Origin of the sequence: Paenibacillus xylanexedens (genome assembly GCF_001908275.1) — a bacterium.
Classification (GTDB): Bacteria; Bacillota; Bacilli; order Paenibacillales; family Paenibacillaceae; genus Paenibacillus; species Paenibacillus xylanexedens_A.
In genome coordinates this window covers 3,315,229-3,341,000 of the sequence record NZ_CP018620.1, presented here as the reverse complement: position 1 = coordinate 3,341,000, position 25,772 = coordinate 3,315,229, and the positions used below count along the sequence as shown (strand labels likewise).

The following is a 25,772-nucleotide window of genomic DNA, read 5'->3' as shown; positions in this document are numbered from 1 at the left end:
AATAGACCGCAGTAATACTCGCTTGACTACGATAAATCTTAGAAAATCATTTTATATATTCAAAGTACATCCTTAATTATACACTCTTCTCAACTCGAGATTCAAAGCAGCTGAGTTAATTAACTGAAATAAAAAAAAAGCGACTCTTCATTGAATCCTCGGAAGGTCGATTGGAGTCGCTAGTTAACAGTATTCTAATTATAAGTATTTCGAAAGATGCAATCATAAAAAAATAAGCATTTATGATTAAAATTCAATCTTTTCCACAAATTCACCCGATCCTTCAAACGTACCTTGAACGAAATCCATTTTATTGAATTTCTCTTTGTTACCTTCTGTGTCTGTACTATAATACTCGACCGTTTTGACATCAGGTGCATAGAATTTTACAGGTTCGTTGTATGTGATCCATTTTCCTCCGTTGATACGATACTGTGTTGATTGGATCTCTGTCCCATTTAGTTTATCAGTTACTTTGAGTTTAAGTACAAATCCTTTAATATATGACTTCCCATTACGTATATCCGTAAGAGGAACCAATCTGTACTTCGTTACAGGAGCCTTTGCTGCCGAATTACTTTTAAGCACAATATTAAACGTATTTCGATCCCCCGCCAATAAATTCACCGTGGAGCTATGTCGGGTGTATCCATCAGCTGTAACGAGGATTATAGCTGATCCTGCCTTCACCCTCTTAACCAGATAATCACCTCTCGCATCAGTCACTGCCTCTCCATTGACACTAACCTTGGCAGCAGCAATTGGCCTTCCATTCTCATCTACAACCTTGCCTCGAACATGTGCGGCTTTTTCCAATACCACATTCAACTTACGGGTTTCTCCCGGACTAATCCCTAAACGATCCTGAACATATGGAACATACTCCTCTTTGTCTATCCATATTGCAATGTTTGGATTATAGTCATAATCAATACCTGTAACCGTGTATATGCCTCTTTGATTTGTTTTTACGGGCTTGTCGTACAGACCAGTTACTTTAACTACTGCGCCAGCCACAGGATTTCCTTCATTATCTGTGACTGTGCCCACCATTGTGGATGGTTCATAAATATAAAAATCAAGGGTTCTTATTTTGTCTGCTTCTAAATATTCACTACCTCTATGACTATATAACAGATAACCCTCTGCCTCCACAGTAAAATCCATAGTAAAATAATCGTCCGAGTTGAGGAGTAAAACGTCAATACGATAATTTCCGTTTTGATCAGTAACTACACTCCCGAACTTATCTTCAGATCCCTCTCCATAATGATGAAGAACATACGTTATCTTTGCATTTTTCACAGTCATCTTTTCCCTATTTATAACCTTCCCTACAAAACCGGAAGGGCGACTTTGATCAGTACTTGATAGCTTAACAACAGTATTTTCTTTGGCCGCACTGGCAGTCCCAGTGTGCACTACACCAAACAATACAGAAACTAAAAAAAACATTACAAAACGAACCATCCATGGAGAACGATTAGACATAACTGATTTCTCTCCTCATCCAATTTATTTAGCAAGACGTTTAAGTACTTAAGCTACTCTTTGTCTAGCTCACAAGTAATTCAAGTTTCCAGAACTCCCCATCCCAGACATATTGCCAAATGCTCTGGCCACCGTTCATGGTCTCGCTGATATCCAGCACTTCCATCCGAGGGCACTCCCATACTTGTTTTACTGTGTTGTTCGAAGTATTCTGAAGCTCTTTCATACATCCCACCAACCTCTCTTTAAATTTCAACTTTCTTAGTTTATTACAAATGATACATTTTGTATCTATAAATTTATGAAATACACTGATTTTATTATCAATGCTCTATCCTCTGTTTAGTGATTTCATAGTTAAATCAAAAAAAGCCGCAGCTCCTATATAAAGAGGAACTACGGCTTTAGTATATTAACTAATTCCAAAACTAAAACGAATGCAAAGATAAGACATAATTAAACTTGTACTTCGAAATCACTGACCAACTCACATCAAAAAGATACATATCGTATCATCTAATACAACAATAACTTCTAATGTAATTCTTAAAAAGCATTAACAATATGATTCACAGAGACAATCTCTCCTGCTTGATCAAGCATTACGGCAATTACATCAAAACGGATCTGAAGTTCCGTCTCTCCCGTCATTTGCAAATACACGGATGCGGTTGAACGCACCTGCTGCATTTTACGCATATCAACCGATTCCTGAGGTGTACCGTACTGAGCGGCTCCACTTCTGCTTCTTACTTCTACAAAGACAATCAAGCTCTCGCAGGAAGCAATGATGTCAATCTCACCACTACGGCAACGCCAGTTCTGTCTAATGATTCGATAATCGTGCTCTCGCAACCATTGACAGGCAGCCTCTTCACCTAATCGGCCTTTCTGCTGTCGTGTGAGCTTTAATCCTGGCTCCTGACCCAATCTACGTTCTACCATGACTCATTTTCCTCACGTCCTGAGGCCATTCGATCTGCACGGTAGACGTACGTTAGCACCTCTGCGACCAGTTGATAAAGTTCTGCCGGAATCTGTTCATCCAGATCCAACTTGGAGAGTACCTCCACAAGTGCTGCATCCTCCTGAACTGCCACGCCGTTTTCTCTGGCTTTATCCAGAATGGCTTCTGCCACTTTGCCGCGCCCTTTGGCTACAACAACAGGTGCTTCACTCTCTCCAGGAACATATTTTAGGGCAACCGCCTTTTTGGAGAGCAGGTCCGGTTGTGACGACTCGTCTTTCATACCTTCAAGTCAACCCCTTTGTATCGTTCAGGACTATAGTCCGAGGCCCGCGTTTTTCGTTCCGCGCCCGGTTCCTGCCCCACAGGCCACGGTTCCGCCTTGAAGGTCAGCAGTTGATAGCCCAGCTTATCCAATGCCTGATGGATTACCTCTCGTCCGCTCTCCAGGAGCGGTCCCATTCCTTCGCGATCATTTAATACACGCAGACTGACAATGTTATTAACCACATGGACATCTACCAGAGTAGGCCCAAGACTTTTCATGTCCAGATCAAACCATAGACGGCAGTTGGACGCATCCAGCTCTCCACGAGGTCCACGACGTGATTGAATCTGAACAGACGCCGTTTCTTCCCCGTCCGGTCCAGTGATTGGTATAAACCAGTGCATCTGTGCAAACGTAGCACTCCGATCTGTCGTCAGCAATAACTGCTGACCTGTCAGATATTGCACGGCCTGTCCGGCGGCATCCTTAAGCGCCGCCGGTGCACCTTCGCTGCTGGCAAGCTGCAGCAGCAAGCCCTTCAGCGTGTCCGCATTCGCCGGACTCGCCGCATCCCCCACGCGCGGCTGCGCTGCCGCGCCGTGAACGGCCTGCTGCTCGTGCTCCGCACCGAGCAGCTTCAGCACGCGCCCTACCCACGGGTCCCCCTCGTGGGTGACAGGCGCGTGCACTGCCGCAGCTCCCGCAGGTGCTGCGGCACTACCGCCAGCCGGCGGCGCATCAGCGCCGGCTGGCAACGGCTGCGGCACGCCTCCGGCAGCCGCAGCCGCCTGGCCGCCCTGCGATGCAGGGGCGGCCTGTGCTGCCGCACCAGGCTGTGCCGGTGCGGCAGTGGACGCGCTGCGCAGGGCGTCCAGCAGCGCCAGCAGCTTGGGCGCCAGCTGCGCTGCCGTAGGCGCTGCTGGCGCCGCCTGGCCTGCTGCGGACAACGTCCCCGCAGCAGCAGGCGTTTCAGCGCGGCCGTCAGTCCGTCCGGCCGCGCCTGCTTCAGGCTGGCCTGTACTTGCACGGCCAGCCATAGATTCAGTTGCCGCCCCTGGTGTACCCGGGCGGCTTCCAGCTTGCCCCGCGTCAGCCCCGCGCGGGCTCTCTCCAGGTATTCCGGTTCCAGACGGAATACCTGCACCTCCTTTGCCAGCCGTTTCAACGTTGCTGGCAACTGCCTTTGCCCCGGCTTCAGCATTCGGTGTGCCTCCGCCGGCCTGCACGTTTCCTTTCACCGCAGTACCTGCATCCTCTGTCCCGCCATCCTTCATGGATATAGATCCTGCCAATGCCGCTTGTCCTTGTTGCGTTGACAAAGCAGGAGTTCCGGTTCCAGTCACCTGACGACCATTGCCTGATGCAGCCAATCCTTCTTCCGTCTGTGAAGCATTCGGTACAACAGGTGCACCAGCCATGACTGCTGGTTTCAACGTAGCAGATTGTTCTCCAGGCAATACCAGTTTACCTGTTGTTTGAGTAAGCATCGTTTCCAACTGGTCAGCCAACCCGCTTAACAACTGGTGCAGAGGGGGGCCAAACACCGTCTGGTGTAATCCTTTTACTGTTTCCGCCGTAACCGGAAGACCACGCTGAAAAGCAATCCCCGTCGCCTGCACCCATTCTTCCACAGGGACCTGTGCGGGTTTGGCAGTCATCATATTCTGGACCATAGCCACATTATCCTTCGTTAGCGGCAATCCGCTACGCTGCATGGCAAGTAACAGTTCCCGGTTCCCTTTTGTATCCGGCAGTCCTACATCCTTAAGCAGGTTGTTCAGCGAAGCTTGTGGCAGCTCAGCAAGTGTACCCGTCATAGGTTTCATTACCGTTATGCCATTTTCACCTGGAGGCTGCACTTGAAGCAACGTGGTCTCACCCGGACGGAGTGGAGTCTCCAACTTGGCGCGCACTTGTACACCTTGAATCTGCAGAACTGCTTCTCCCCCATCATCGGATACACTAACGACGGAGCCACGAACCACCTGACCTTCCTTTAATTCAAGCGGTTTGGCATTGCCGGGCTTACTGTCTCCCATTAACCCCTTTATCATGGAACCGATATTCAAATCTCTCCCCCTCCTTTCTTCAAACCTGTGTTAAAACAAAGATTGCTGCTCTCCAAGCAGGTTGCCCAGAAAACTGCGCCGATGCATCGGGGTTGCCCCCAATGCCATAATTTGCTCCCGATGAACTTTTGTTGCATATCCTTTATGTATCGACAAACCATATTCCGGATATAACGTATCCCATTCTTCCTTACACAGCCGATCTCGCGTTACCTTGGCAATAATAGATGCCGCTGCGATCGATTGACTATTAGCATCACCTTTAATAATGGACAGTTGAGGTACATTCACATCCACCTTCTCGGCATCCACCAGCATATAATCAGGAGTTTCTCCCAATGCTTCAACCGCACGTTTCATCGCAAGTCTCGCAGCCTGTTTGATATTAAGCCGATCAATTGTCTCTGCATCCGCGTACCCGATACCTACGGCCAGCGCTTTTTCCATAATGACGTCATATAATGCATCTCGTTTTTTCTCCGTTAATTTCTTGGAGTCATTCACATCTTCCAGGATGAGATCCTTCGGTAAAATAACCGCCGCTGCAACAACATCCCCAAACAAACAGCCCCGTCCTACCTCATCAATGCCAGCAATACGTTCAAATCCACTGTCCCAATACTCCCGCTCGTAGAGCAACAGGTCTCGAGGTTCACTGGCTTCTTTTTTCTTCTTTGGTCCAATCGGGGTATCCAGTAGATTCAACCCGATCTCTTCATTATTTTCAAACATAATACTCATCTCCTCTACCCACGCTTTTTCAGCATGCGTATCACTTACAACTTTTTTATAATATAGACGTAGATACTCTGTCTTTTGTTCTGTACAACCTGTCACTCTCAGTAAAACTTTTCCTTGAGATATACAATATAAAGATAGTGATGTCTTCATTTATCGGTATTTGATGGTTTAAATTGAATATACCAGACCTCGTCTAATTTAAATTGCACCACCATTCATCATAGCACGATTTAGATACACCTGATATATAGGTCAGCCAATTCCATAAAGCGTACTGTTCTTCAATTCTCTTCCATTTTATCGTTTTCGACGTATTTTCCAGCTCTACTTCCGCGTTTGTATACACAAAAAACGACCGCTCCCGGTAATCCGGTAACGGCCGCTTCTTTCGGCACTTGTATATATGAAATGAACAAATGAAGATAATGATCTTCATCATGTAGAGTCCATTTTTTAATAGGGAGCTTCCATAGAAAAACGTCCCATTTTACCCGCTCGCAGTTCACGCAGAAATGCTCGTGATGCCTTTTCCAGATCAATGCGTCCACCGCTTACAATGCAACCACGTATACGGCCGACCTGCTCCATAATCGCAATAACACTGTCTGAATCATCTGCATCCTTGGAGAACTCCTGAAGTCCGTATCTCTCTTCCAAAGCGTCCCAGTAATAACGCATCAGGTAACTGATTCCAAAAAAGGCGATATCCTCTGCATTCAGAATTTCCTCTTTGATTGCACCTGTTACGGCAAGACGATAACCTACGTTTTGATCTTCGAACTTAGGCCAAAGAATACCCGGAGTATCCAATAACTCCATTTCTTTGCCTACCTTGATCCACTGTTGCCCCTTCGTCACACCAGGACGATCTCCTGTTAACGCAATACTCCGTCCAGCAAGTCGGTTAATCAGTGTTGATTTACCTACATTGGGAATCCCTACGATCAACCCGCGAACCGCACGAGGATTAATCCCTTTAGCAATTTGACGGTCAATTTTTTCTTTAAGAAGAAGCTTGGCCTGCACGGGAATATCTTTAACATTGGTTCCCGTCGAAGCATCTACAGGAAAAGCAGTAATTCCTTCTTTTTTGAAATATTCAATCCATTCTTGCGTCACTTTAGCATCTGCCAAATCCGATTTGTTCAACAAAATCATCCGGGGTTTATCCAGCAATATTTCGTCAATCATAGGATTACGGCTGGAGACAGGCAGACGGGCATCCAATAGTTCGATGACCACGTCGATGAGCTTTAACTTATCCTGTATCTGGCGTCTGGCTCGAGTCATATGACCTGGAAACCATTGTATCGTCAACTTGTCTTCACCTCATTATTTACTTCAATTTCAGTGGTTGATCCACTTAATCTCACCGATCGGCCAGAAAATCACATCTGCACGACCAATAATATCTTTTAATGAAACATAACCGATCATACGGCTGTCTGTACTATTTGGACGGTTATCTCCCATTACAAACACATGACCTGCCGGCACTTTGCCATCAGGGAACTGTTCATTCGGGAAATCCTTCACGTTATAGGTTCCACCATTTGCTTCAGCTGCATCAATGGCTCCTTGAATATACGTTTCATCAACCTTTTTACCGTTAACCATCACGGTATCGTCCTGAACCTCAACTGTATCACCTTCTACAGCAATAACACGTTTAATGAAATCTCGACCTTCGGATGGTACGTGGAAGACGATAACTTCACCGCGCTTCGGTTCTCTGATATCATATAAGATCTCGTTGACGATCACACGTTCACCCGTTTCAAAGTTCGGCTGCATGGACGGACCGTCCACAACAAACGGTTTGAAGAGCAACCACCGAATCAGAATGACGAGAACTAATGCGATAACAATAGCTTTAAGCCATTCAACAATTTCATTTTTGGCTTTTTTGGATCGACTGTTTTTCTCTTCGGCAGGATTGCCCCGGTCATGTTGAACTTCTTGTTCCATTCAAGATCTTCCTCTCTTCACAGTACATGTTTATAGCAGTACACACATCCAGCATTCTGTATCGTTCCAATAACTCAATGGATGGATACAAAACATTTACATCAGTTATGTAATCTTACACCAAGCATTACAGTACATTTAATCCACAATTCAAATGCCTTCAAGAGGTTGTTCAAAAAGTCGGTACTGAAACCGGTCTTTTGAACACGCACTTCAATAACTGATTTTACAAGCCTCCCGGACTATTCCCCGCATGTGTTGCCATACCATTTTACTCGGAAGTGTACCTCCGGTTCAACTTTTCCCGGACAAAAACGAAAAGGGCTTGTCTCCAAGCCCTTCCCGGTATCCGTTATATTAACGAATTTCTTTAATTCTCGCTGCTTTACCGCGTAGTTCACGAAGATAATAAAGCTTCGCACGACGAACTTTACCACGGCGAGCCACTTCGATTCTATCGATTTTAGGGGAATGAAGCGGGAAAGCTCTTTCCACACCTACACCGTAAGAAATTTTACGAACTGTAAAAGTCTCACTGATTCCACCACCACGGCGTTTAATCACAACACCTTCGAACAATTGGATACGCTCGCGAGTTCCCTCGATTACCTTAACGTGCACTTTCAAAGTGTCACCAGGACGAAAACTCGGAAGATCCTTGCGAAGTTGTTCTTGTGTAATCGCTTGAACGATATTCATCTATGACTCCCTCCTTCCATACAGGCGTTCATACTTCTTCCAGAGATCACCTTGTCTCCTTCATCATCCATAGAGGACCGCCGTATTCCACATAACAGACTTATTGTATCACGCAGCATATCAAAACACAAGAGAAATTACACAAATGCCTATTGTTCAATCTACCTCTCTGAAACTCATCCATCATATGTTGACTTCATTCTAAAATACATTCTCTCATATGGACCGTGTATCAACACTCTCATCTGCAAGTCAACCTGATACAGGAAAAAATACTGTAACTTCCGGTGTAGAAATATCGTCTATGATATAACTTATTGACCACTTTAAAAGGAGAACCCTGAGACTCATGAAATATTGGAAAAAGATCACACTTGCCCTACTCGCCATGCTCATATGCTCCATTACGCTGTATGCATATGCCGTAACTCATCCAACGAATGCACTGTCACACAAAGCCTGCACATCCTGGGACATAGTCAAACGCAAAGCATTCGAGCTGTCACACACTGACTTCTCTAACCAATCTGCGCTTGATCGTTCTACCTTCAAGATCGAACAAGGTACTGCTACAGAAGTTCCTGTACTGATGTATCATTACATAGAGCCCAAACTGAATAATCACGACACAGATAATAAATCCATCATTAATCTGGAGGATTTTGAGCAAAATATGAAATACCTGCATGATGAAGGCTACCGAACAATTACACTGGATCAGCTTGAACAATATGTTAACGGAAAGTTATCTTTACCACAGAAGTCCATTGTAATTACCTTTGATGACGGATACCAGAACAATTATACATTAGCTTACCCCGTGCTTCAGAAATATAATTTTCACGCCTCCCTGTTTGTCATAGGCAGTAAAATTCAGGATAAACCTTCGGTATTTGAGCCCGCCATCAACAGTTTCATCTCCAAGCCAGAGATGCAGGGAGCAACCGACGCATTTGAATTCAACAGCCATACCTATAACCTGCATCATAAGGGATTTATGCGCTGTGGGAACAGCGTACCTGTCGGTCTGGACACCAGTCTTCTGGATGATGATATCCAGCAAATGAAGGAAACCGGAATAGACACACCTTATTTGGCCTATCCTTTTGGTTATACCAGCACACAGATGATCTACAAGTTACAACAACATGGATATCGCATGGCCTTTACCGTAAAGTCTGGATTTGTGCATCCAGGAGATCATCCCATGAAGCTACCTCGCTTGACCGTCACGACAGGTACTGATTTGGCGACCTTGCTTCAACCCGAATCCAGTCCGCAGAACGAATTACCTGCATCGGAGAATGACCAGTAAAATCTAGACTTTAACTTCACCGCCCGGATACAGAGTCGAGTTATACAGCCTTTTAAGCTGTGGCTTGGCTCTTTTTGAATCGGTAAGTGATAATGTCATCGGAGAGCTGGAATAAATCACTGCTTCCACTGCGTCATAGATGATGATCTGTTCTTTCCCCGTCTGAACCAGGTCTGCATGCACCGCATATCCCTCTTTTGGGAATTCAGTAACCGTTTTCATATCTCCATCTACCAAAGAAGGCAACACGTCTCCACCTCGGCGATACGCCAAAATATAATCGAGTCCACCTTCATCCCAGTTACATACAGGCTCTATAATGGTTAACCAGCCACGAGTCGTGCGGTTTTCTTTCCATATTTCTTTTCCAGAGCTATCCAGCATGAACATTCCATCCTTACCATGCTCATCCCCCCGGACAATCCGGTCCAGACCTGCAATCTGTAAACCTTCCATTCCAGTACAAAAATGGCCTAACGCAATATGCTGTGATTCAATCGAGTCTTCATAACGCCATTTCTCATTTCCGTAGCGGTCCATCATGACCGTAACACTGCCACCAATGACAACCTCGACTTGCCCATCACCGTCAACGTCTCCAAACCATATACAGTCAGCATGATCATCGAGATTCTGACAAGACCATAATAATGTCCCATCATGATCCAACATGTCATATCCGGCCATCACTTCATCTTTCCCATCTCCATCGATATCGTATACCCATGGAAAATGTCCTGGATTCCCTTCATGCTTCCATAACAAATTAAAATCATGGTCGAGTGCCCATAACGTCTTATAGCGGTCTTTCAGTATAATGTCCATTCTATGCTGGTTACCCGTCAGGTTGGCGAGAATAATGCAGTCATGTGCTTCATCACCTGGCAGATCACGTGTTTCTTTGATCTCTCCGGTCCGGCCATCCAACACGAGAAATTGTTTGTCCATGACACACAATACTTCATTATTTCCATCTCCATCCCAATCTGCGATCTGAGCGGGATAGTCTGAACCCGGACCACCTGCATCAGGATCGGGAGTTCCGACATGCCATAGTAATGTTCCTTCCAGATCAAACGCAGTCAAACAACATACCTGATGCGGGACATACCGATCGTCTATCCCCCCATCTGCCTGTACCAGCAACATTTCAAGTCTGCCATCCCCGTTTAGATCTCCCAAAAGCATTTTGCAGCGTTCTCCGGCTTGGCTAATATTTAGTCTGGCGATTTCATAAGGCTGATTGCTCATCATCTTCCTCCTCAGCTTATCGTTGTTATTCAAATCCAGCTGAGTTCACCATAAAGAAAATCCCTGTTTTTTACAACCCTATTATGTGGTCATGCAAAAATGTTCAAATCTGCAAAAAAGTGCCTACGTAATTAAACGATTTAAACGAATGATTTTAAGCCCACTCTAAAAACTCAAGACGATTGCCAAAAGGATCATTTATATAAAAACGTCTTACACCTTCATCTGCCCTTTCTTCGTCATCGACAATATGAATTTGGTTATGAATGAGATGATCACGCAACTGATCCAAATGTTGTACATAAAAAGCCGGATGAGCTTTTGTGGCGGGAATAAAATCTTTTTGTACGCCAATATGCACTTGGTGTCCACCACACTCAAACCATACACCACCCCGTTTTCTCAGAATTTCAGGTTTGGGAATCTCCGTCCAGCCCAGTACTTTATTGAAAAAATGACGTGCCTCCGCTTCACAAGCTTCAGGTGCTGCGAGCTGAATATGATCAAGACCAATAATATTGTAAGTCATTCATACACCGCCTTTGGTTTCATTTAGTGAAACTTAGTTTTAAAATATACCTCCATTTTATAGAATAACCCATTGAATATCCAGCTTTCTTTACAAAACACATAAGAAAAGCCAACCTTTGGTATCAAGGTTGGCTTTTTCAAACTCTATAAAAAGATATATTTACGTGTTTATACGATACATATACTTACTCTGTGTTATGTTTACGGTTTGAGCGTATCTTTTTCAACCAAATACGTTCTTTATCCGTCAAATCAGCCGTTTCCAACATCTCCGGTCTGCGCTCCAGCGTACGAAGCAACGACTGTTCTCTGCGCCATGCCTCAATGTTCAGATGATGTCCCGACAACAGCATATCCGGTACTTTCATGCCCCTAAACTCGGGTGGACGTGTGTAGTGTGGATATTCGAGGAGTCCAGTACTGAATGAATCCGTCACAGCACTTGTCTCATTGCCAAGCACACCGGGAATAAGACGTACGATGCTGTCGATCGCAACCATAGCAGGCAATTCCCCACCAGTGAGCACGTAATCACCAATGGATAGTTCATCCGTCACGAGAAATTCGCGAATTCGCTCATCGTAACCTTCATAATGTCCACATATAAAAATCAGATGATCTTCCTGTACAAGTTCTTCTGCTTTTTTCTGTGTAAACGTCTCACCTTGCGGACACATTAAAATGATACGTGGAGCTTTCATGGTTGCCGCGGCTTCTCCGCGTTGCTCCAGTACATCTTCAACAGCAGCAAAGATCGGATCTGGTTTCAGCACCATGCCTCCACCCCCACCGTAAGGAGCATCATCGACCGTATTGTGCTTATTTGTCGCATAATTACGGAAGTTGGTTGCACCGAGGGACACCAGCCCCTTCGTTTGGGCTTTACCCAGAATGCTTGCTCCGAATACGCCATCAAACATCTCCGGGAAGAGTGTTAATACATCCACTTTCATGTTACAGCAGCCCTTCCATCAGGTGAATCTTCACTTGCTGCTGTTCGATGTCCACATCAAGTACTACATCATCAATAACGGGAATCAGCACTTCTTTACCTGCTGGCGTTTTGACAACCCATACATCATTGGCACCCGGAGTCAAAATTTCAGAGATGGTTCCAAGCGTTTCACCCTCTTCGGTGATAACTGAACACCCAACGATTTGATGGAAGTAGTATTCACCTTCCTCCAGCTCAGCGAGGTTCTCTTTTAACACTTTGGCCATGCCGCCCTTAAACTTCTCTACTTCATTAATATTGCCATACTCTTTCAGACGAAGAATATACATATTTTTATGCAAACGTGCAGATTCCACGTTAACCATGACGGGATGATTATCTGGTGTAAAGAAAAACAACTCTGCATTTTTCGCGAAACGCACTTCTGGGAAATCGGTTATAGGCATGATTCTCACCTCACCGCGAATTCCATGCGTATTAACGATTTTACCTACATTCATAAACTCTGCCATAAATCCTCCTAAAATCCATTCATATGGTACTCATATTTGATGATCTCCATGCGACCGTTCCGGTTACGGATCGTTCTTCGGATCGCTGTTATCCTGACGCTTCTTCAGAATCGATTCCGTACCCTTCACTACTTCCGCAAATAATCATACTTAACGAGCTATTTCAATCATATTATTTAAGTTTCAGCATGCACGAAAAGGGGCTAGGACATGCATCCTAACCCCCTTTCGTATATCTTTAAGATATGATATCAACGGTAACCCGTTTATCCATCTTAACTGCTGCTGATGTGACGACCGTACGAAGTGATTTCGCGATTCGTCCCTGTTTACCAATTACCTTCCCGACATCGTCAGGATGAACAGTTAACTCATAAACGACAAGCCGGTCTTTCTCAACCGTCCGAACCGTCACATCTTCCGGATGATCGACTAAAGCCTTAGCAATTATGCTTACTAATTCTTCCATAGATGACCCTCCGAATCAGCACTTTATTTAGATAATTTAGACTCGTGGAACTTCTTCATCACGCCCGCTTTGCTAAGCAAGTTGCGGACAGTGTCAGATGCTTGTGCACCGTTTTGAAGCCATGCCAATGCTTTATCTTCATCGATCTTAACAACAGCCGGTTGTTCAACCGGGTTGTAGTAACCGATCTCCTCGATAAAACGACCGTCACGTGGGGAACGGGAATCCGATACCACTACGCGGTAGAAAGGAGCTTTGTGAGCACCCATACGTTTCAGACGAATACGAACTGCCATTTGAAAATTCACCTCCTTCAATGAAATCTGTATATGATCCAGCTTCGCTTAAATCAACGGAAAGGAAACTTCATTCCTTTACCCATACCTTTAAGCTGCTTCATCGCTTTATTTTTACCGCCTTTAGGTCCCATCATATCCGAGAACTGTTTCATCATGCGGCGCATCTCATCAAACTGTTTGATCAGACGATTTACTTCAGCCAGAGATGTTCCGCTTCCGGTAGCAATACGCTTCCGGCGGCTATGGTTGATCATGTCCGGGTTACGTTTCTCTTCGGTCGTCATTGAGTAAACGATCGCTTCGATCCGGCCCATCTGTTTATCATCAACCTTCAGATCCTTGGCTTGTTTCATCTTGCCCATGCCGGGGATCATATCCATGATCTGATCGATTGGTCCCAGTTTTTTCACTTGATCCATCTGCTCCAGGAAATCTTCAAACGTGAATTCTGCATTACGCATCTTCCGTTCCATTTCCTTGGCTTTATCGGTATCAATGTTTAATTGTGCTTTCTCAATCAGAGATAACATATCACCCATACCGAGGATCCGTGAAGCCATACGTTCCGGGTGGAACGGCTCCAACGCGTCAAGTTTCTCTCCAAGGGAAGCAAACTTGATTGGACAACCCGTAACTGCTTTAACGGAAAGCGCAGCACCACCACGAGTATCTCCATCCAGCTTGGTCAGGACAACCCCGGTCAGATTAAGCTGCTGGTTAAAGTGTTCTGCTACGTTAACCGCATCCTGACCTGTCATGCTGTCTACAACAAGCAGTACTTCATCCGGATTCACTACGCTGTGAATCTGGCGAAGTTCTTCCATCAGTTCTTCATCAACATGCAGACGTCCAGCTGTATCGATAATAACATAGTCATTACCATTATCTTTGGCATGTTGTAGACCTTGACGTGCGATCTCAACAGGGCTTGTCTGATCTCCCAGTGTGAATACCGGCGCTTTGATCTGCTCGCCAAGTACTTGCAACTGTTTGATCGCTGCCGGACGATAAATATCGCCTGCAACAAGCAATGGTCTGCTGTTTTGCTTTTGCAGCATTTTAGCCAGTTTACCCGATGTGGTTGTTTTACCAGCACCCTGCAAACCAACCATCATCAGCACCGTAGGCGGTTTGTTCGCTTTAGCCAATTTCGCTTGGCTTCCACCCATCAAATCCGTTAGTTCCTTGTTAACGATGTCGATGATGACCATTCCTGGCGTGAAGCTCTCCATCACTTCTTTGCCAACAGCCTTCTCTTTCACCTTGGCGATGAATTCCTTGACCACTTTGAAGTTTACATCCGCTTCGAGCAATGCCAGACGTACTTCGCGCATAGCCTCGGCTACATCTTCATCAGACACCTTGCCTTTGCCGCGCAGCTTGCTGAACACATTCTGTAATCGGGTCGTTAATCCTTCAAATGCCATGATCCCACCTCCTTAAGCTTTAATACTGTTTTCAAGACCGATACGTTCCGCTCAGCCAATTTTCATTCACTAAGCTGAGCAACGATATCGTGTATTTGTTTGTTGTTATCAATGGAGACGCCTGCGCGTTCCAATGCATTTTGCAAATCTTCAAGATTGCGATTACGCCGTTCATGCTTTTCCAGCAAGCCCAGCTTGCTTTCGTAATTTTCCAGCACTTGTTCGGCACGCTTGATATGCTCGTATACCGCCTGGCGGCTGATCTCAAACTCGGCTGCAATTTCACCAAGTGAGAAATCGTCATGAAAGTAATACTTTAGAAAAGTCTGCTGTTTCTCGGTAAGTAACAATTCATAAAAAGCAAACAGCAAGTTAATCCGGTTTGTCTTCTCAAGCCGATTTTCTTGACTCACATCGGGGCACTCCCTTCGTCAAGGAAAAACACTTTACACTCTTGCAACGTTCCTAATAATACCTAAAACAAATCAGGTTGTCAAGCAAAAATACTTGTCACAATAAAAACAGCTCTGATGATACGTTATTTCGATGTTTACCGGGTGGTTTATACCCTTTTTCACTACAAGCAAATTCTATCTGTGTCCTTGCGACCCGCCTCTATGTAGAAGAAAAAACGAATGCGTCTCAGTCCGTGGAGATGCATCCGTCTATGGTGTTCTAGCGAAGTGGTGTCAGGTACAGCAGTACCATAAAGAAATGAAGAACACTGCCTGCTAGCACAAAGAGATGCCAAATCGCATGGTGGTAAGGAAATCCACGCCACATATAAAAAAGCGTACCCATTGTATACATCAGGCCTCCAGCTACCAGCAGCACAATTCCTCCTGTAGGAATCGCAGCCATAAGTGGTTGCCAGGCAATAACGATGAGCCAGCCCATCGCAATATAGAAAATCGTGGACATGAATAGAAACTTTTTCGTAAAAAACGCCTTAAAGACCACGCCGAATAATGCGATTCCCCAGATTATACCGAACAGGGTCCATCCAAGTGTGCCGCGAACAGCAATAAACAAAAGCGGAGTGTACGATCCCGCAATAAACAAATAAATGGAAGAATGGTCGAAAATCTCAAATAAATCTTTCACTTTTCCATCTTTCCATGCATGTACGAGTGTAGAACTCGTATAGAGCAGCAGCATGGTGATCCCGTAGATCGTGAAACTGACCACATGCCAAGCTGTGCCTTTCATACTTGAAAATACAATTAATATCACCAGTGCAGCTACACTGAGTGCAGCGCCGATTCCATGTGTCACCGCATTGGCGACTTCTTCACGGCGAGAATAGGTATGAGTATTGGCCATTTTCAACCGTCCTTTCTAGCCCTTTAGCATTGCCTGCTTTATTCCCATTATACACGTATTGCCAGTGACATTACACGTGACACTTATCACGTATATCACTGGCAATTGCGCATAACGCTATTCATTTATCCTAATTAATAATGGTTCTAGGAATTAGCTTCCTCTTCTTCAACACTTTCAGCTGGCTGTTCCTGGATCAATCCAGCGAACAAAGCATGCACAAATTGCTCCGAATCAAACGGCTGCAGATCATCAATTTTCTCACCCAGCCCCACGAGTTTCACTGGCAAGTCCAGCTCCTGACGGATCGCAACAACGATCCCCCCTTTGGCTGTTCCATCCAGTTTCGTCAGTACGAGGCCAGTTACCCCGCTTTTCTCACCAAAAAGTTTAGCCTGGTTTAAAGCATTTTGACCTGTTGTTGCATCCAGTACCATCAGTACTTCATGCGGAGCATCCGGAATCTCACGCTGAATGACACGATAGATCTTGTTAAGCTCGTCCATCAGGTTCGATTTATTTTGCAGACGACCTGCTGTATCACAGAGGAGAACATCCGCACCCCGTTGTTTCGCTGCCTGCACCGCATCATACATAACCGCTGCTGGATCAGAACCAGATTGCTGTTTGATCACATCGACACCGGCACGTTGTCCCCATACTTCCAGCTGTTCAATGGCTCCGGCACGGAACGTATCTCCAGCTGCCATGATGACTTTTTTACCTTGTTGTTTAAATCGATGTGCCAGCTTGCCAATCGTTGTTGTTTTACCAACACCGTTAACACCAACGAACAAAATGACAGTAATGCCATCCGGGTTCATTTTCAATTCGTTATTCTGTTCACCGCGAAGAAGACCCGTCAGTTTCTCGGACAATACAGGCTGCAGCTCAGCCGCATCCTCAATTTTGCGTTTTTTCACCTCAACGCGCAGGTCTTCGATCAGATTCATGACTGTATTCACACCAACGTCTGCTCCGATCAAAATCTCTTCCAGTTCTTCATAGAACTCTTCATCGATTTTTTTGCGGCGGATTACGAGATCCGACACTTTTTCCACTAACCCTTTACGTGTCTTTTCCAATCCATCCTTGAACTGTTTGGTGACCGACTCCGTTTTGCTTGCAATGCTGTCTCTCAGCTTTTTAAAAAAACTCATAAAGCCCCTCCATCGTGTACATAATCTAAGCGCTTTTGCAAAAATGCTCAATCTGAATGATTTTCAATGATTACAATGAGTTCGTTTGTCTCGCAGGTTTGGATCAAGTCAGGCAATTACTGCTTCCTCATCTTCCAGTTTAACCGAAACAAGCTTGGATACGCCGCCCTCTTCCATTGTAACACCGTACAGCACATCTGCCTCTTCCATCGTACCTTTACGATGGGTAACAACGATAAACTGTGTCTGTTCGGAGAATTCACGCAAGTACTGGGCAAAACGTACCACGTTAGCTTCGTCCAGTGCTGCCTCAACTTCATCCAACACGCAGAATGGTACAGGTTTGACATGCAGAATAGCAAATAATAAAGCCATCGCTGTCAAAGCCCGCTCCCCACCGGATAACAGTTGCAGGTTTTGCAGTTTCTTGCCTGGTGGCTGTGCCACGATATCTATTCCCGTTTCAAGCAAGCGCTCCGGGTCCATCAGAACAAGGTCAGCACGTCCCCCGCCAAACAGCTTGCTAAACACGGTACCGAACTCACGGCGGATGGCATCAAACGTGATCTTGAATCGCTTCGCCATCTCGTCTTCCATTTCCCGAATAACCTGATACAACGTTGTTTTAGCTTCAACCAGGTCATTCTTCTGTTCACTCAGGAACTCGTATCGCTCATTGACTCGCTGGAACTCCTCAATCGCTCCCAGGTTCACATCACCTAGGGCGGATATACTGCGCTTCAGCTTCTGTACCTCTGCCTGTGTATGCTCCACGTCTTCCGGCACAGGATAACGCTCTTTGGCCAGTTCATAGCCCAGTTCGTATTCATCCGTCAGTTTTCGCAGTATATTTTCCAGCTCAACATCTAGCCGGTTCACGGAAATTTCCGTCTGTCGCATCTGTTCTTCCACAGCTTTTAACTGCGTGCGCTGTTCCTTCGTTTCGCTCTCGGCAAGCTCAAGCTTTTTCGACAACTCACTTCGGGCAGCACGTTTGAAGTCCAGCTCCTGAGAAGCTTCCGCTTTTTTCAGCTTATACTGGTTCAGATCTTCAATCTGTTTAACACTCTCGGTCTGTGTTTTCTTGAGATCTGCTTCCATCGAAGCCAGCAACGTGCGATTCTGACGAAGATCTTTCACCAGCGACTCTACTTCCCGCTCCAGACGTCGCAATTGTTCTCCATTGGAGAATCGCTCCTGATCAAGCTTGCCTTCGCGCACTTTCAATTCGGTGAGTTGGCTCTGCAATTCTTCCTTCGCGGATTCATTGGCTTTCCGAGCAAACTCGGCTGCATGAATGGCACGATGAGTCGCTTTTTCTTCCTCTTCAAGTTGCTCCAGCTTCTTCACAGCGACGATCCGAGCCGTATCCAGCTCTTTGATCTCTTCGGTAAAGCCGCTCTTCTCCTGCCCGGCAACGGCAACCTGTTCAAGCACATGGCGAAGCTCATGCTCTACCTGTTTCATTTCCATCGAAGCCTGCTGTTCTGCATTTCGGGTATCATCACCGGACTGACGAAGTTCATCCAGTTTGTCCTGACACTGCTCCAGTTGAACTTTTACATCATCCACACTGCGATGCAGTTTCACGATCTGATTTTCCGTATCCAAAATATCCTGGTCGAGCTGGTCCAGCTGCCGTTTCCGGCTGAGCAGACTCACATTTTTCTTGTGCTGGCTACCACCTGTCATGGAACCACCCGCATTGACCACGTCACCTTCAAGCGTCACAACCCGGAAACGATACTGACAGCGAGCCGCAATTTTATTGGCGACCTCCAACGTTTCGGCAATAATAACATTACCGAGCAAGCTGCCAATGATTGAAGCATATTTGGATTCGAATTGTACAAGATCAGCACCGATCCCCACAAAACCCTCCATACCTTCGATCATGGAACGTTCAGCCGCTCCAATGGCACGAGGACGAATGACATCCAAAGGCAGGAACGTTGCACGCCCCAACTGGCGCTGCTTCAGAAAAGCAATTGCCTGTCTGGAAACTGATTCATTTTCCATGACCACATGCTGCAAGGATGCACCCATCGCTGTCTCTACGGCAAGTTCAATCTTTTCTGGAACTTTGACGAGTTCAGCTACAGCTCCATGAACACCGCTCAGCGTACCTTTGCGTGAAGCCTTGAGGACCTCCTTGACACCCAGCATGAATCCGTCAAAATCATCCTGCATCTCTTTCATCGTATCGCGGCGGGAAACTTGAGCTTCACGCTTCTGTTCCCATTTACGAACTGTGCCCCGACTTTCTTCAAGCAGCTTCTGCAGCGACTGGAGTCGTTCACTTTCCGTAATGTATCCACCACGTAGATCACTGATTTCTTTGCCCAAACGAACAACTTTTTTCTCAATGTCCGCTTTACGACTTTCCAGTGTCTCTTTTTGATCTTCCCATTTGCCCGATTCCTCAGCCGCGCGATTCATTCTGCGCTCCAGCGTTTCTTTCTGCTGGTCCACGTAACGAATTTCATTGCGTGTCTGAGCCATCTGATTCATCAGTTCCAGCAAGTTGCCTTTGAGGCTTTCCTCTTGCTGTTGACTAATGCCACCTGTAACACCGATGAGTTTGGCTTCTTCCTGAGACAACTGATTTCTCACATCATTCAGTTCATGCTCAAGTTTGCCAAACTTCTCACGCAGTGCAAGCAGTTCGGTTTCCCGTTCGCGATGTCTCTCTTCACTGGAGGCAAGCGTTACTTTGAGCTGCTCCTGATTTGTTTGCAGATGGTGCGAGCGCTCCTTGAGCAATTCTCCAAGTCCTTCACTTTTCTCCGTCGCTTCACTGAATTGCAATAAAGCGGCTTGCAGTTGCTCTGTCTCTGTTTCCAGGATACGCAGCGCATTCCGATCATTTTCGAGCTTGGCATCATGCGTAGAGACAATCGCTGCGAGTCCAACCTCTTCCTGTTTTAGCGATTGCAGGCGCTCATTTGCCTTACTCCAGGAAGCATGAATCTGTTCGATCTGGTACACATACATGGAAATTTCCTGCGATTTGAGCTGAGAACGAAGTTCTTTATAGTGGATCGCTTTCTCCGATTGTTCCTTTAGCGGGCCAATCTGATCTTCCAGTTCAGTCACCAGATCATGAATACGCAGCAAATTCTGCTCTGTCTCATCCAGTTTGCGCGTCGCATCCCGCTTGCGGGATTTATATTTAACGATACCTGAAGCTTCTTCAAAGATACCTCTGCGATCCTCTGAACGGGTACTCAGAATCTCTTCGATTCGCCCCTGTCCAATAATCGAGTAGGCTTCCTTACCGATGCCGGTATCCATAAACAACTCCGTGATATCCTTCAAACGACAAGATTGCTTGTTGATAAAATATTCACTATCTCCGCTGCGATGTACACGACGAGTCACCGTCACCTCACCGAAATCCAATGCAAGTGCGTGATCCTCGTTATCAAGCGTTAGCGACACCTCACCGAAATTAACGGCCTTCCGTGCGTCACTGCCTGCAAAGATGATATCTTCCATCTTGCCACCACGCAGCGACTTGGCACTTTGTTCCCCCAGAACCCAGCGAATTCCGTCCGATATATTACTCTTGCCACTTCCGTTCGGACCTACAACAGCCGTAATGCCACGAACGAACTCCATCTCCGTTTTGTCGGCGAATGACTTGAATCCACCCAATTCAATCCGTTTTAAAAACATAGGGTTTCTCGTCACCTCCTCTTGCAAATTTCAAGTATTGCATTCAAGCGCCTAAATAAATTGAACCAAAATAAAGTTCACTTATTTAGTTAACGATCAGGTAACCTTCTCCTGAACCTCTTTACAAAAAAAAGAGCAAAAAGCAGTCCGGCCGATTACTTCCGCCGGGGCGGACCCGCGGGCTGCTCTTTGCTCTTCGTTTGTCTATGCGCTATCGGTTAAGCTCCGGCTTCCGGAAGCTTCAGTCGATCAAGTGCTGCAGATGCAGCCTGTTGTTCCGCTTCCTTTTTGGAACGTCCTGTACCTCTGCCAAGCCTTTCTTGACCCATATGGACCTCCGAGACAAACTCACGTTCATGGGCAGGTCCCCGTTCCTCAACGATACGGTATTCCAAAGCTCCCATATTGTGATGCTGAGTAAGTTCCTGCAGTTCCGTTTTGTAATCACTCATTTGCAGCTTGCTGCCCAATACGATTAATGGGAAGACATGCTGATCAAGAAATGTCCGAACAGGCGCAAGCCCCTGATCCAAATACAATGCACCAATGAAAGATTCAAACACATCTGCCAGCAGAGCCGGCCGTGTCCGTCCTCCAGTTAGTTCCTCACCTTTACCAAGAAGTACATACTGCCCAAAACCCAACGCTTCAGCAAATTTGACGAGGGAAGGCTCACAGACAATGGATGCCCGCAGCTTAGTTAATTCACCTTCCGGACGGTTAGGATACAAATGATACAAGTACTCCGATACAGTCAGTTCCAGCACGGCATCGCCCAGAAACTCCAGGCGCTCGTTGTCCTGATGCTGACTGAACCGGTGTTCGTTTACATAAGAAGCATGGGTAAACGCTTGTTTTAAAAGCTGCCTGTTGTCAAATTTGATTTGAAGTTTATGTTGTAACTGCTTCAGATCTTCACTCAAACGAACTAGCCCCTTATGCTTCAAATTTTTTGAGAATAATGGTGGCATTGTGACCGCCGAATCCAAATGAATTGGACATGGCAATATTAACTTTGGTTTGACGTGGAACATTTGGTACATAATCCAGATCACATTCCGGGTCCTGATTTTCCAGGTTAATCGTTGGAGCCAGTGTCTGATGTGTCAGTGACAATCCGCAGATAACCGCTTCTACACCACCAGCAGCGCCAAGCATGTGGCCCGTCATGGATTTAGTGGAACTCACAGCGAGCTTGTACGCATGATCACCAAACGCCTTTTTGATCGCAAGCGTTTCGGATCTGTCGCCTACAGGCGTCGAAGTTCCGTGTGCATTAATGTAGTCCACTTCTTCAGGCTCAATGCCCGCATTACGAAGTGCCATCTTCATGCAACGTGCTGCTCCGTCCGGATCTGGTTCTGTCATGTGGTGTGCATCACCTGTCAGACCGTAACCGATCACTTCACCATAAATGCGTGCACCACGTTTTTGAGCATGCTCTAGGGATTCCAGAATCATAACACCAGCGCCTTCGCCCATAACAAAACCATCACGTTCTGTATCAAAAGGACGGCTTGACTTCGCAGGATCATCATTACGTGTAGACATTGCGCGCATCGCACAGAACCCTGCAAGACCCGTTGGTCTGATTGTTGCTTCTGCACCACCACAGATCATGGCATCTGCATCACCATTGGCAATCAGCTTGAAGGAATCTCCGATGGAGTGTGTACCTGTTGCACAAGCGGTAACAACGTTAATGTTAGGACCTTTGGCACCAAGAGAAATGGACATTTGGCCTGAAGCCATGTTGGAGATCATCATGGGAATAAAGAATGGGCTTACCCGTTTTGGACCTTTTTGCAACAATGCATTATGTTGGTCCTCCCACGTACCCAATCCACCAATACCTGATCCGATAGATACACCGAAACGCTCTGCATCAATATTCTCGTTAATTTTCAGACCACTGTCTTCAACGGCTTTGAAGCCGGCTGCCACAGCGAACTGTACAAAACGGTCCATTTTGCGAGCATCCTTGCGATCCATATATTCTTCCGGGTTGAAATCCTTGATCTCGGCTGCAATCTGTGTCGTGTATTCACTAACATCAAACGCCTCAATCTGAGAAATTCCGGACTTTCCTGCCATTAAACTGCCCCAGAACGTTTCCAAATCTTTTCCGAGCGATGTCATTACGCCCATTCCGGTAATTACTACTCTTTGTTTCAAACCGAGTCACCTCTATATCGACTGCATTACGCAAGTATTTTGTGAGAATATCCGCAAACAGACATCTACTCAACCAAGATAGCCTGTTTAAGTAGAGCTGCTTGCGGAATGAGAAAAACCAATGAATGATGAGAAGTCCCGCCTGTTCGAAAACATGTGCGGGACTAAAATGACTTTAGGTATGAGATTGTATGTAGTTTACAACTTCACCTACGGTCGTGATTTTTTCTGCATCTTCATCAGAGATTTCCAAATCAAATTCATCTTCCAATTCCATGACCAATTCCACTACATCCAAAGAATCAGCACCCAAATCTTCTTTGAAAGATGCTTCAAGTGTAACTTCAGCTTCGTCTGCGCCCAAGCGGTCGACGACGATGCGTTTTACACGCTCCAATACATCGGACATCCGGTTCACCTCCTTCTTTGGTATTATACGAGAATCGCAGGCAAAATGCCATAGAAGACATATGCGGCTCCCGGCCGGGGAACCCGGCCTTTTTCCGGCATTTCGGATCGTCCAGCGCCTGTTCCCCGACTATTGTTCAAGTCCGGGAAGAATTACATGTACATGCCACCATCGACATGCAGCGTCTGCCCTGTCATATAAGATGAAGCCTGTGAAGCCAGGAAAGTGACTACACCGGCAATTTCATCCGGCTGACCCAAACGGGACAACGGAATACCACTTAGCATACCGTCCACCAGCTCCTGGGACAACTCTTTTGTCATATCTGTCTCAATGAATCCTGGTGCAACACAGTTAACTGTGATTCCACGAGAAGCCAGTTCACGAGCAGATGCCTTTGTCAGGCCAATGACACCTGCCTTGGCAGCAACATAGTTCGCTTGTCCAGCATTACCGAGCACACCTACAACCGAGGAGATATTGATAATTCTTCCCGACCGTTGTTTCATCATTGGACGTGTAACCGCCTTAAGGCAGTTAAACACACCTTTGAGATTGGTTTCAATAACCTGATCGAATTCTTCCTCTTTCATACGCATGATCAGATTATCACGGGTAATTCCAGCATTGTTCACCAGAATATCAACGTTGCCCCATGCTTCGAGTGTAGCTTTGACCATTTGTTCAGCTTCATCCATCAGGCCAACATTGGCTTGAAGTGTAATCGCCTTGACTCCTTTGGCACGAATCGCTTCCGCCACTTCCTCAGCTGCCGCTTGGCTACCCGCATAATTCACGGCTACGTTCGCTCCAGCTTCTGCAAGTGCCAGTGCAATACTGCGCCCAATGCCCCGGGATGCCCCGGTAACAAGTGCATTTTTACCTTCTAATGGTTTAGACATAATCATTCCTCCTTTCCCCAAATCTATATCAGTTCAACCAAAGAATGTTTACACTTGCCACTCCGATGACAGAATAAACTTCCGATCGCTGTTATCCCCAGATTTTTTTGATTCCCTTTTATAAAGGGAAAATCCGGTAATAAAGGCGAACGCTCCGCTTCTTCAGTTTTTTTCTGTCCTCTCCGTTCTCGTGTAAAAAGTTTAGTTTAACTCATATAATTCTTTCTAATTCACTTGCCGTTGCTTCGAGCGTTTCAAGACTGTTCACATTGTACAGTTTTACGGTTTTATCTGTTTTTTTAATCAAACCGGTCAAAACACTGCCAGATCCAATCTCGATGAACGTATCCACGCCTTGCTCAATAAGCCATGTCACACTGTCTTCCCATAATACAGGAGAATAGACCTGAGCTGTCAACAAATCCTGAACCTGTCCATCCTCTGCAGGTCTTGCAGTCACATTAGCGACTACAGGGACCGCTGCCGGTGAGAACGTAACGGTTTTCAGTTTCTCTGCCAGCTTATCAGCTGCACCCTTCATCAATGAAGAGTGGAACGGACCACTTACTTCCAATGCAATGGCGCGTTTACCGCCTGCTTCTTTAACACGCTCCGCGACTGCAGCTACGCCTTCCTTCACACCAGAAATGACGATTTGTCCCGGACAATTAATGTTGGCAAGTTCAACCGCATGACCACTTTCAGATACGTCACGGCAAAGCACCCCCAGCGCTTCCCGATCCGCACCCAATACAGCAGCCATCGCTCCTTGTCCACCCGGTACTGCCTGTTCCATATACTGACCACGTGCCCGCACAGTGCTCACTGCGTCAGCAAACGAAAGAACGCCCGCTGCCACCAGTGCACTATATTCTCCCAGACTGTGTCCAGCCGTATAGTCAGGCTGAATTCCTTTTTCTTTGAAAGCTTCCAGCAAGGCAATACTTGCTGTCAACAGAGCCGGTTGTGTATTTGATGTCTGTTTCAACTCGGTCTCCGGTCCTTCAAATACAAGGTTGCTCAGCGAGAAACCCAATGTTTCATCTGCTGTGCGAAAAATTTCGGTTGCCGCAGGCACGGACTCATACGCGTCCTTGGCCATGCCTACAGCCTGTGATCCCTGTCCGGGAAATACAAATGCTATTTTACCCATCTCATTCATC

The 25,772-nt window shown here is 46.0% G+C and carries 26 protein-coding genes; 1 reads left to right on the top strand and 25 read right to left on the bottom strand.

Annotated features, from left to right (window positions below):
- Positions 1-246: 246 nt before the first annotated feature.
- The 9 genes from BS614_RS14925 to rplS all read right to left on the bottom strand — a co-directional run bounded on the left by BS614_RS14925 (position 247) and on the right by rplS (position 8,203).
- A complete protein-coding gene (locus BS614_RS14925; protein WP_074094553.1) occupies positions 247-1,491 on the bottom strand; it encodes a carboxypeptidase-like regulatory domain-containing protein in 1,245 nt (414 codons plus the stop codon).
- A gap of 64 nt (positions 1,492-1,555) precedes the next feature.
- Positions 1,556-1,717, bottom strand: coding sequence for a paeninodin family lasso peptide (locus BS614_RS31495; protein ID WP_157116091.1), 162 nt, complete (start codon positions 1,715-1,717; stop codon positions 1,556-1,558).
- Positions 1,718-2,037: 320 nt separating this feature from the next.
- Positions 2,038-2,436, bottom strand: coding sequence for a YraN family protein (locus BS614_RS14920; protein ID WP_074094552.1), 399 nt, complete (start codon positions 2,434-2,436; stop codon positions 2,038-2,040).
- A complete protein-coding gene (locus BS614_RS14915) occupies positions 2,430-2,741 on the bottom strand; it encodes an EscU/YscU/HrcU family type III secretion system export apparatus switch protein (RefSeq protein WP_036609395.1) in 312 nt (103 codons plus the stop codon). Before BS614_RS14915 ends, BS614_RS14920 begins: the two co-directional genes overlap by 7 nt.
- Positions 2,738-4,795: a hypothetical protein gene (locus tag BS614_RS14910; protein WP_074094551.1), complete on the bottom strand. Its 2,058-nt coding sequence runs from the start codon at positions 4,793-4,795 to the stop codon at positions 2,738-2,740. Before BS614_RS14910 ends, BS614_RS14915 begins: the two co-directional genes overlap by 4 nt.
- A gap of 30 nt (positions 4,796-4,825) precedes the next feature.
- Positions 4,826-5,527, bottom strand: a complete 702-nt coding sequence (locus BS614_RS14905; protein WP_157116090.1) for a ribonuclease HII — start codon at positions 5,525-5,527, stop codon at positions 4,826-4,828.
- Between the two features lie 462 nt (positions 5,528-5,989).
- Complete coding sequence (gene ylqF, locus BS614_RS14900; protein WP_017689210.1) at positions 5,990-6,853, bottom strand: ribosome biogenesis GTPase YlqF; 864 nt, start codon at positions 6,851-6,853, stop codon at positions 5,990-5,992.
- A 30-nt stretch (positions 6,854-6,883) separates the two neighbouring features.
- The gene (lepB, locus tag BS614_RS14895) at positions 6,884-7,504 is read right to left on the bottom strand and encodes a signal peptidase I (RefSeq protein ID WP_017689211.1); all 621 of its coding nucleotides are present in this window, start codon (positions 7,502-7,504) and stop codon (positions 6,884-6,886) included.
- A gap of 357 nt (positions 7,505-7,861) precedes the next feature.
- Positions 7,862-8,203: a 50S ribosomal protein L19 gene (rplS, locus tag BS614_RS14890; RefSeq protein ID WP_017689212.1), complete on the bottom strand. Its 342-nt coding sequence runs from the start codon at positions 8,201-8,203 to the stop codon at positions 7,862-7,864.
- 349 nt (positions 8,204-8,552) lie between these two features.
- Between rplS and BS614_RS14885 the strand changes: the two genes are divergently transcribed.
- Positions 8,553-9,518: a polysaccharide deacetylase family protein gene (locus BS614_RS14885; protein ID WP_074094550.1), complete on the top strand. Its 966-nt coding sequence runs from the start codon at positions 8,553-8,555 to the stop codon at positions 9,516-9,518.
- Between the two features lie 3 nt (positions 9,519-9,521).
- Here BS614_RS14885 and BS614_RS14880 read toward each other — a convergent pair whose 3' ends face one another.
- The 16 genes from BS614_RS14880 to fabD all read right to left on the bottom strand — a co-directional run bounded on the left by BS614_RS14880 (position 9,522) and on the right by fabD (position 25,762).
- Complete coding sequence (locus BS614_RS14880) at positions 9,522-10,769, bottom strand: hypothetical protein (protein ID WP_074094549.1); 1,248 nt, start codon at positions 10,767-10,769, stop codon at positions 9,522-9,524.
- Positions 10,770-10,923: 154 nt separating this feature from the next.
- Positions 10,924-11,298 (bottom strand): VOC family protein, encoded by a 375-nt coding sequence (locus tag BS614_RS14875; protein ID WP_074094548.1) that lies wholly within the window; start codon positions 11,296-11,298, stop codon positions 10,924-10,926.
- A gap of 187 nt (positions 11,299-11,485) precedes the next feature.
- Entirely contained in the window at positions 11,486-12,253 is a 768-nt protein-coding gene (gene trmD / locus BS614_RS14870) for a tRNA (guanosine(37)-N1)-methyltransferase TrmD (protein ID WP_036609453.1), read from the bottom strand.
- Position 12,254: 1 nt separating this feature from the next.
- A complete protein-coding gene (gene rimM / locus BS614_RS14865; protein WP_036609454.1) occupies positions 12,255-12,767 on the bottom strand; it encodes a ribosome maturation factor RimM in 513 nt (170 codons plus the stop codon).
- A gap of 238 nt (positions 12,768-13,005) precedes the next feature.
- The gene (locus tag BS614_RS14860; RefSeq protein WP_017689218.1) at positions 13,006-13,236 is read right to left on the bottom strand and encodes a KH domain-containing protein; all 231 of its coding nucleotides are present in this window, start codon (positions 13,234-13,236) and stop codon (positions 13,006-13,008) included.
- A gap of 23 nt (positions 13,237-13,259) precedes the next feature.
- Complete coding sequence (gene rpsP, locus BS614_RS14855; RefSeq protein WP_017689219.1) at positions 13,260-13,532, bottom strand: 30S ribosomal protein S16; 273 nt, start codon at positions 13,530-13,532, stop codon at positions 13,260-13,262.
- Between the two features lie 53 nt (positions 13,533-13,585).
- Positions 13,586-14,962 carry a signal recognition particle protein gene (ffh, locus tag BS614_RS14850; RefSeq protein ID WP_062833767.1) on the bottom strand — a complete coding sequence of 459 codons (1,377 nt, stop codon included), beginning with the start codon at positions 14,960-14,962 and terminating at the stop codon, positions 13,586-13,588.
- A gap of 62 nt (positions 14,963-15,024) precedes the next feature.
- On the bottom strand, positions 15,025-15,375 hold the full coding sequence (gene ylxM, locus BS614_RS14845; protein ID WP_017689221.1) for a YlxM family DNA-binding protein: 351 nt from the start codon (positions 15,373-15,375) through the stop codon (positions 15,025-15,027).
- A gap of 262 nt (positions 15,376-15,637) precedes the next feature.
- Positions 15,638-16,285, bottom strand: coding sequence for a PAQR family membrane homeostasis protein TrhA (trhA, locus tag BS614_RS14840; RefSeq protein WP_074094547.1), 648 nt, complete (start codon positions 16,283-16,285; stop codon positions 15,638-15,640).
- A 146-nt stretch (positions 16,286-16,431) separates the two neighbouring features.
- Positions 16,432-17,445: a signal recognition particle-docking protein FtsY gene (gene ftsY / locus BS614_RS14835; RefSeq protein ID WP_017689223.1), complete on the bottom strand. Its 1,014-nt coding sequence runs from the start codon at positions 17,443-17,445 to the stop codon at positions 16,432-16,434.
- A 108-nt stretch (positions 17,446-17,553) separates the two neighbouring features.
- Complete coding sequence (smc, locus tag BS614_RS14830; RefSeq protein WP_074094546.1) at positions 17,554-21,123, bottom strand: chromosome segregation protein SMC; 3,570 nt, start codon at positions 21,121-21,123, stop codon at positions 17,554-17,556.
- Positions 21,124-21,341: 218 nt separating this feature from the next.
- On the bottom strand, positions 21,342-22,046 hold the full coding sequence (rnc, locus tag BS614_RS14825; protein ID WP_036670338.1) for a ribonuclease III: 705 nt from the start codon (positions 22,044-22,046) through the stop codon (positions 21,342-21,344).
- 13 nt (positions 22,047-22,059) lie between these two features.
- A complete protein-coding gene (fabF, locus tag BS614_RS14820) occupies positions 22,060-23,298 on the bottom strand; it encodes a beta-ketoacyl-ACP synthase II (protein WP_036609459.1) in 1,239 nt (412 codons plus the stop codon).
- A 175-nt stretch (positions 23,299-23,473) separates the two neighbouring features.
- Positions 23,474-23,707, bottom strand: a complete 234-nt coding sequence (gene acpP, locus BS614_RS14815) for an acyl carrier protein (RefSeq protein ID WP_024630176.1) — start codon at positions 23,705-23,707, stop codon at positions 23,474-23,476.
- A gap of 152 nt (positions 23,708-23,859) precedes the next feature.
- Positions 23,860-24,609, bottom strand: coding sequence for a 3-oxoacyl-[acyl-carrier-protein] reductase (gene fabG / locus BS614_RS14810; protein WP_017689228.1), 750 nt, complete (start codon positions 24,607-24,609; stop codon positions 23,860-23,862).
- 211 nt (positions 24,610-24,820) lie between these two features.
- A complete protein-coding gene (fabD, locus tag BS614_RS14805) occupies positions 24,821-25,762 on the bottom strand; it encodes an ACP S-malonyltransferase (RefSeq protein ID WP_074094545.1) in 942 nt (313 codons plus the stop codon).
- Between the last annotated feature and the right edge of the window lie 10 nt (positions 25,763-25,772).

Coding starts and splice junctions, on each gene's coding strand:
- BS614_RS14925 (WP_074094553.1), bottom strand. CDS start 1,491: ATGTCTAATCGTTCTCCATGGATGGTTCGTTTTGTAATGTTTTTTTTA.
- BS614_RS31495 (WP_157116091.1), bottom strand. CDS start 1,717: ATGAAAGAGCTTCAGAATACTTCGAACAACACAGTAAAACAAGTATGG.
- BS614_RS14920 (WP_074094552.1), bottom strand. CDS start 2,436: ATGGTAGAACGTAGATTGGGTCAGGAGCCAGGATTAAAGCTCACACGA.
- BS614_RS14915 (WP_036609395.1), bottom strand. CDS start 2,741: ATGAAAGACGAGTCGTCACAACCGGACCTGCTCTCCAAAAAGGCGGTT.
- BS614_RS14905 (WP_157116090.1), bottom strand. CDS start 5,527: ATGTTTGAAAATAATGAAGAGATCGGGTTGAATCTACTGGATACCCCG.
- lepB (WP_017689211.1), bottom strand. CDS start 7,504: ATGGAACAAGAAGTTCAACATGACCGGGGCAATCCTGCCGAAGAGAAA.
- rplS (WP_017689212.1), bottom strand. CDS start 8,203: ATGAATATCGTTCAAGCGATTACACAAGAACAACTTCGCAAGGATCTT.
- BS614_RS14885 (WP_074094550.1), top strand. CDS start 8,553: ATGAAATATTGGAAAAAGATCACACTTGCCCTACTCGCCATGCTCATA.
- BS614_RS14880 (WP_074094549.1), bottom strand. CDS start 10,769: ATGAGCAATCAGCCTTATGAAATCGCCAGACTAAATATTAGCCAAGCC.
- BS614_RS14875 (WP_074094548.1), bottom strand. CDS start 11,298: ATGACTTACAATATTATTGGTCTTGATCATATTCAGCTCGCAGCACCT.
- trmD (WP_036609453.1), bottom strand. CDS start 12,253: ATGAAAGTGGATGTATTAACACTCTTCCCGGAGATGTTTGATGGCGTA.
- rimM (WP_036609454.1), bottom strand. CDS start 12,767: ATGGCAGAGTTTATGAATGTAGGTAAAATCGTTAATACGCATGGAATT.
- BS614_RS14860 (WP_017689218.1), bottom strand. CDS start 13,236: ATGGAAGAATTAGTAAGCATAATTGCTAAGGCTTTAGTCGATCATCCG.
- rpsP (WP_017689219.1), bottom strand. CDS start 13,532: ATGGCAGTTCGTATTCGTCTGAAACGTATGGGTGCTCACAAAGCTCCT.
- ffh (WP_062833767.1), bottom strand. CDS start 14,962: ATGGCATTTGAAGGATTAACGACCCGATTACAGAATGTGTTCAGCAAG.
- trhA (WP_074094547.1), bottom strand. CDS start 16,285: ATGGCCAATACTCATACCTATTCTCGCCGTGAAGAAGTCGCCAATGCG.
- ftsY (WP_017689223.1), bottom strand. CDS start 17,445: ATGAGTTTTTTTAAAAAGCTGAGAGACAGCATTGCAAGCAAAACGGAG.
- smc (WP_074094546.1), bottom strand. CDS start 21,123: ATGTTTTTAAAACGGATTGAATTGGGTGGATTCAAGTCATTCGCCGAC.
- acpP (WP_024630176.1), bottom strand. CDS start 23,707: ATGTCCGATGTATTGGAGCGTGTAAAACGCATCGTCGTCGACCGCTTG.
- fabG (WP_017689228.1), bottom strand. CDS start 24,609: ATGTCTAAACCATTAGAAGGTAAAAATGCACTTGTTACCGGGGCATCC.
- fabD (WP_074094545.1), bottom strand. CDS start 25,762: ATGGGTAAAATAGCATTTGTATTTCCCGGACAGGGATCACAGGCTGTA.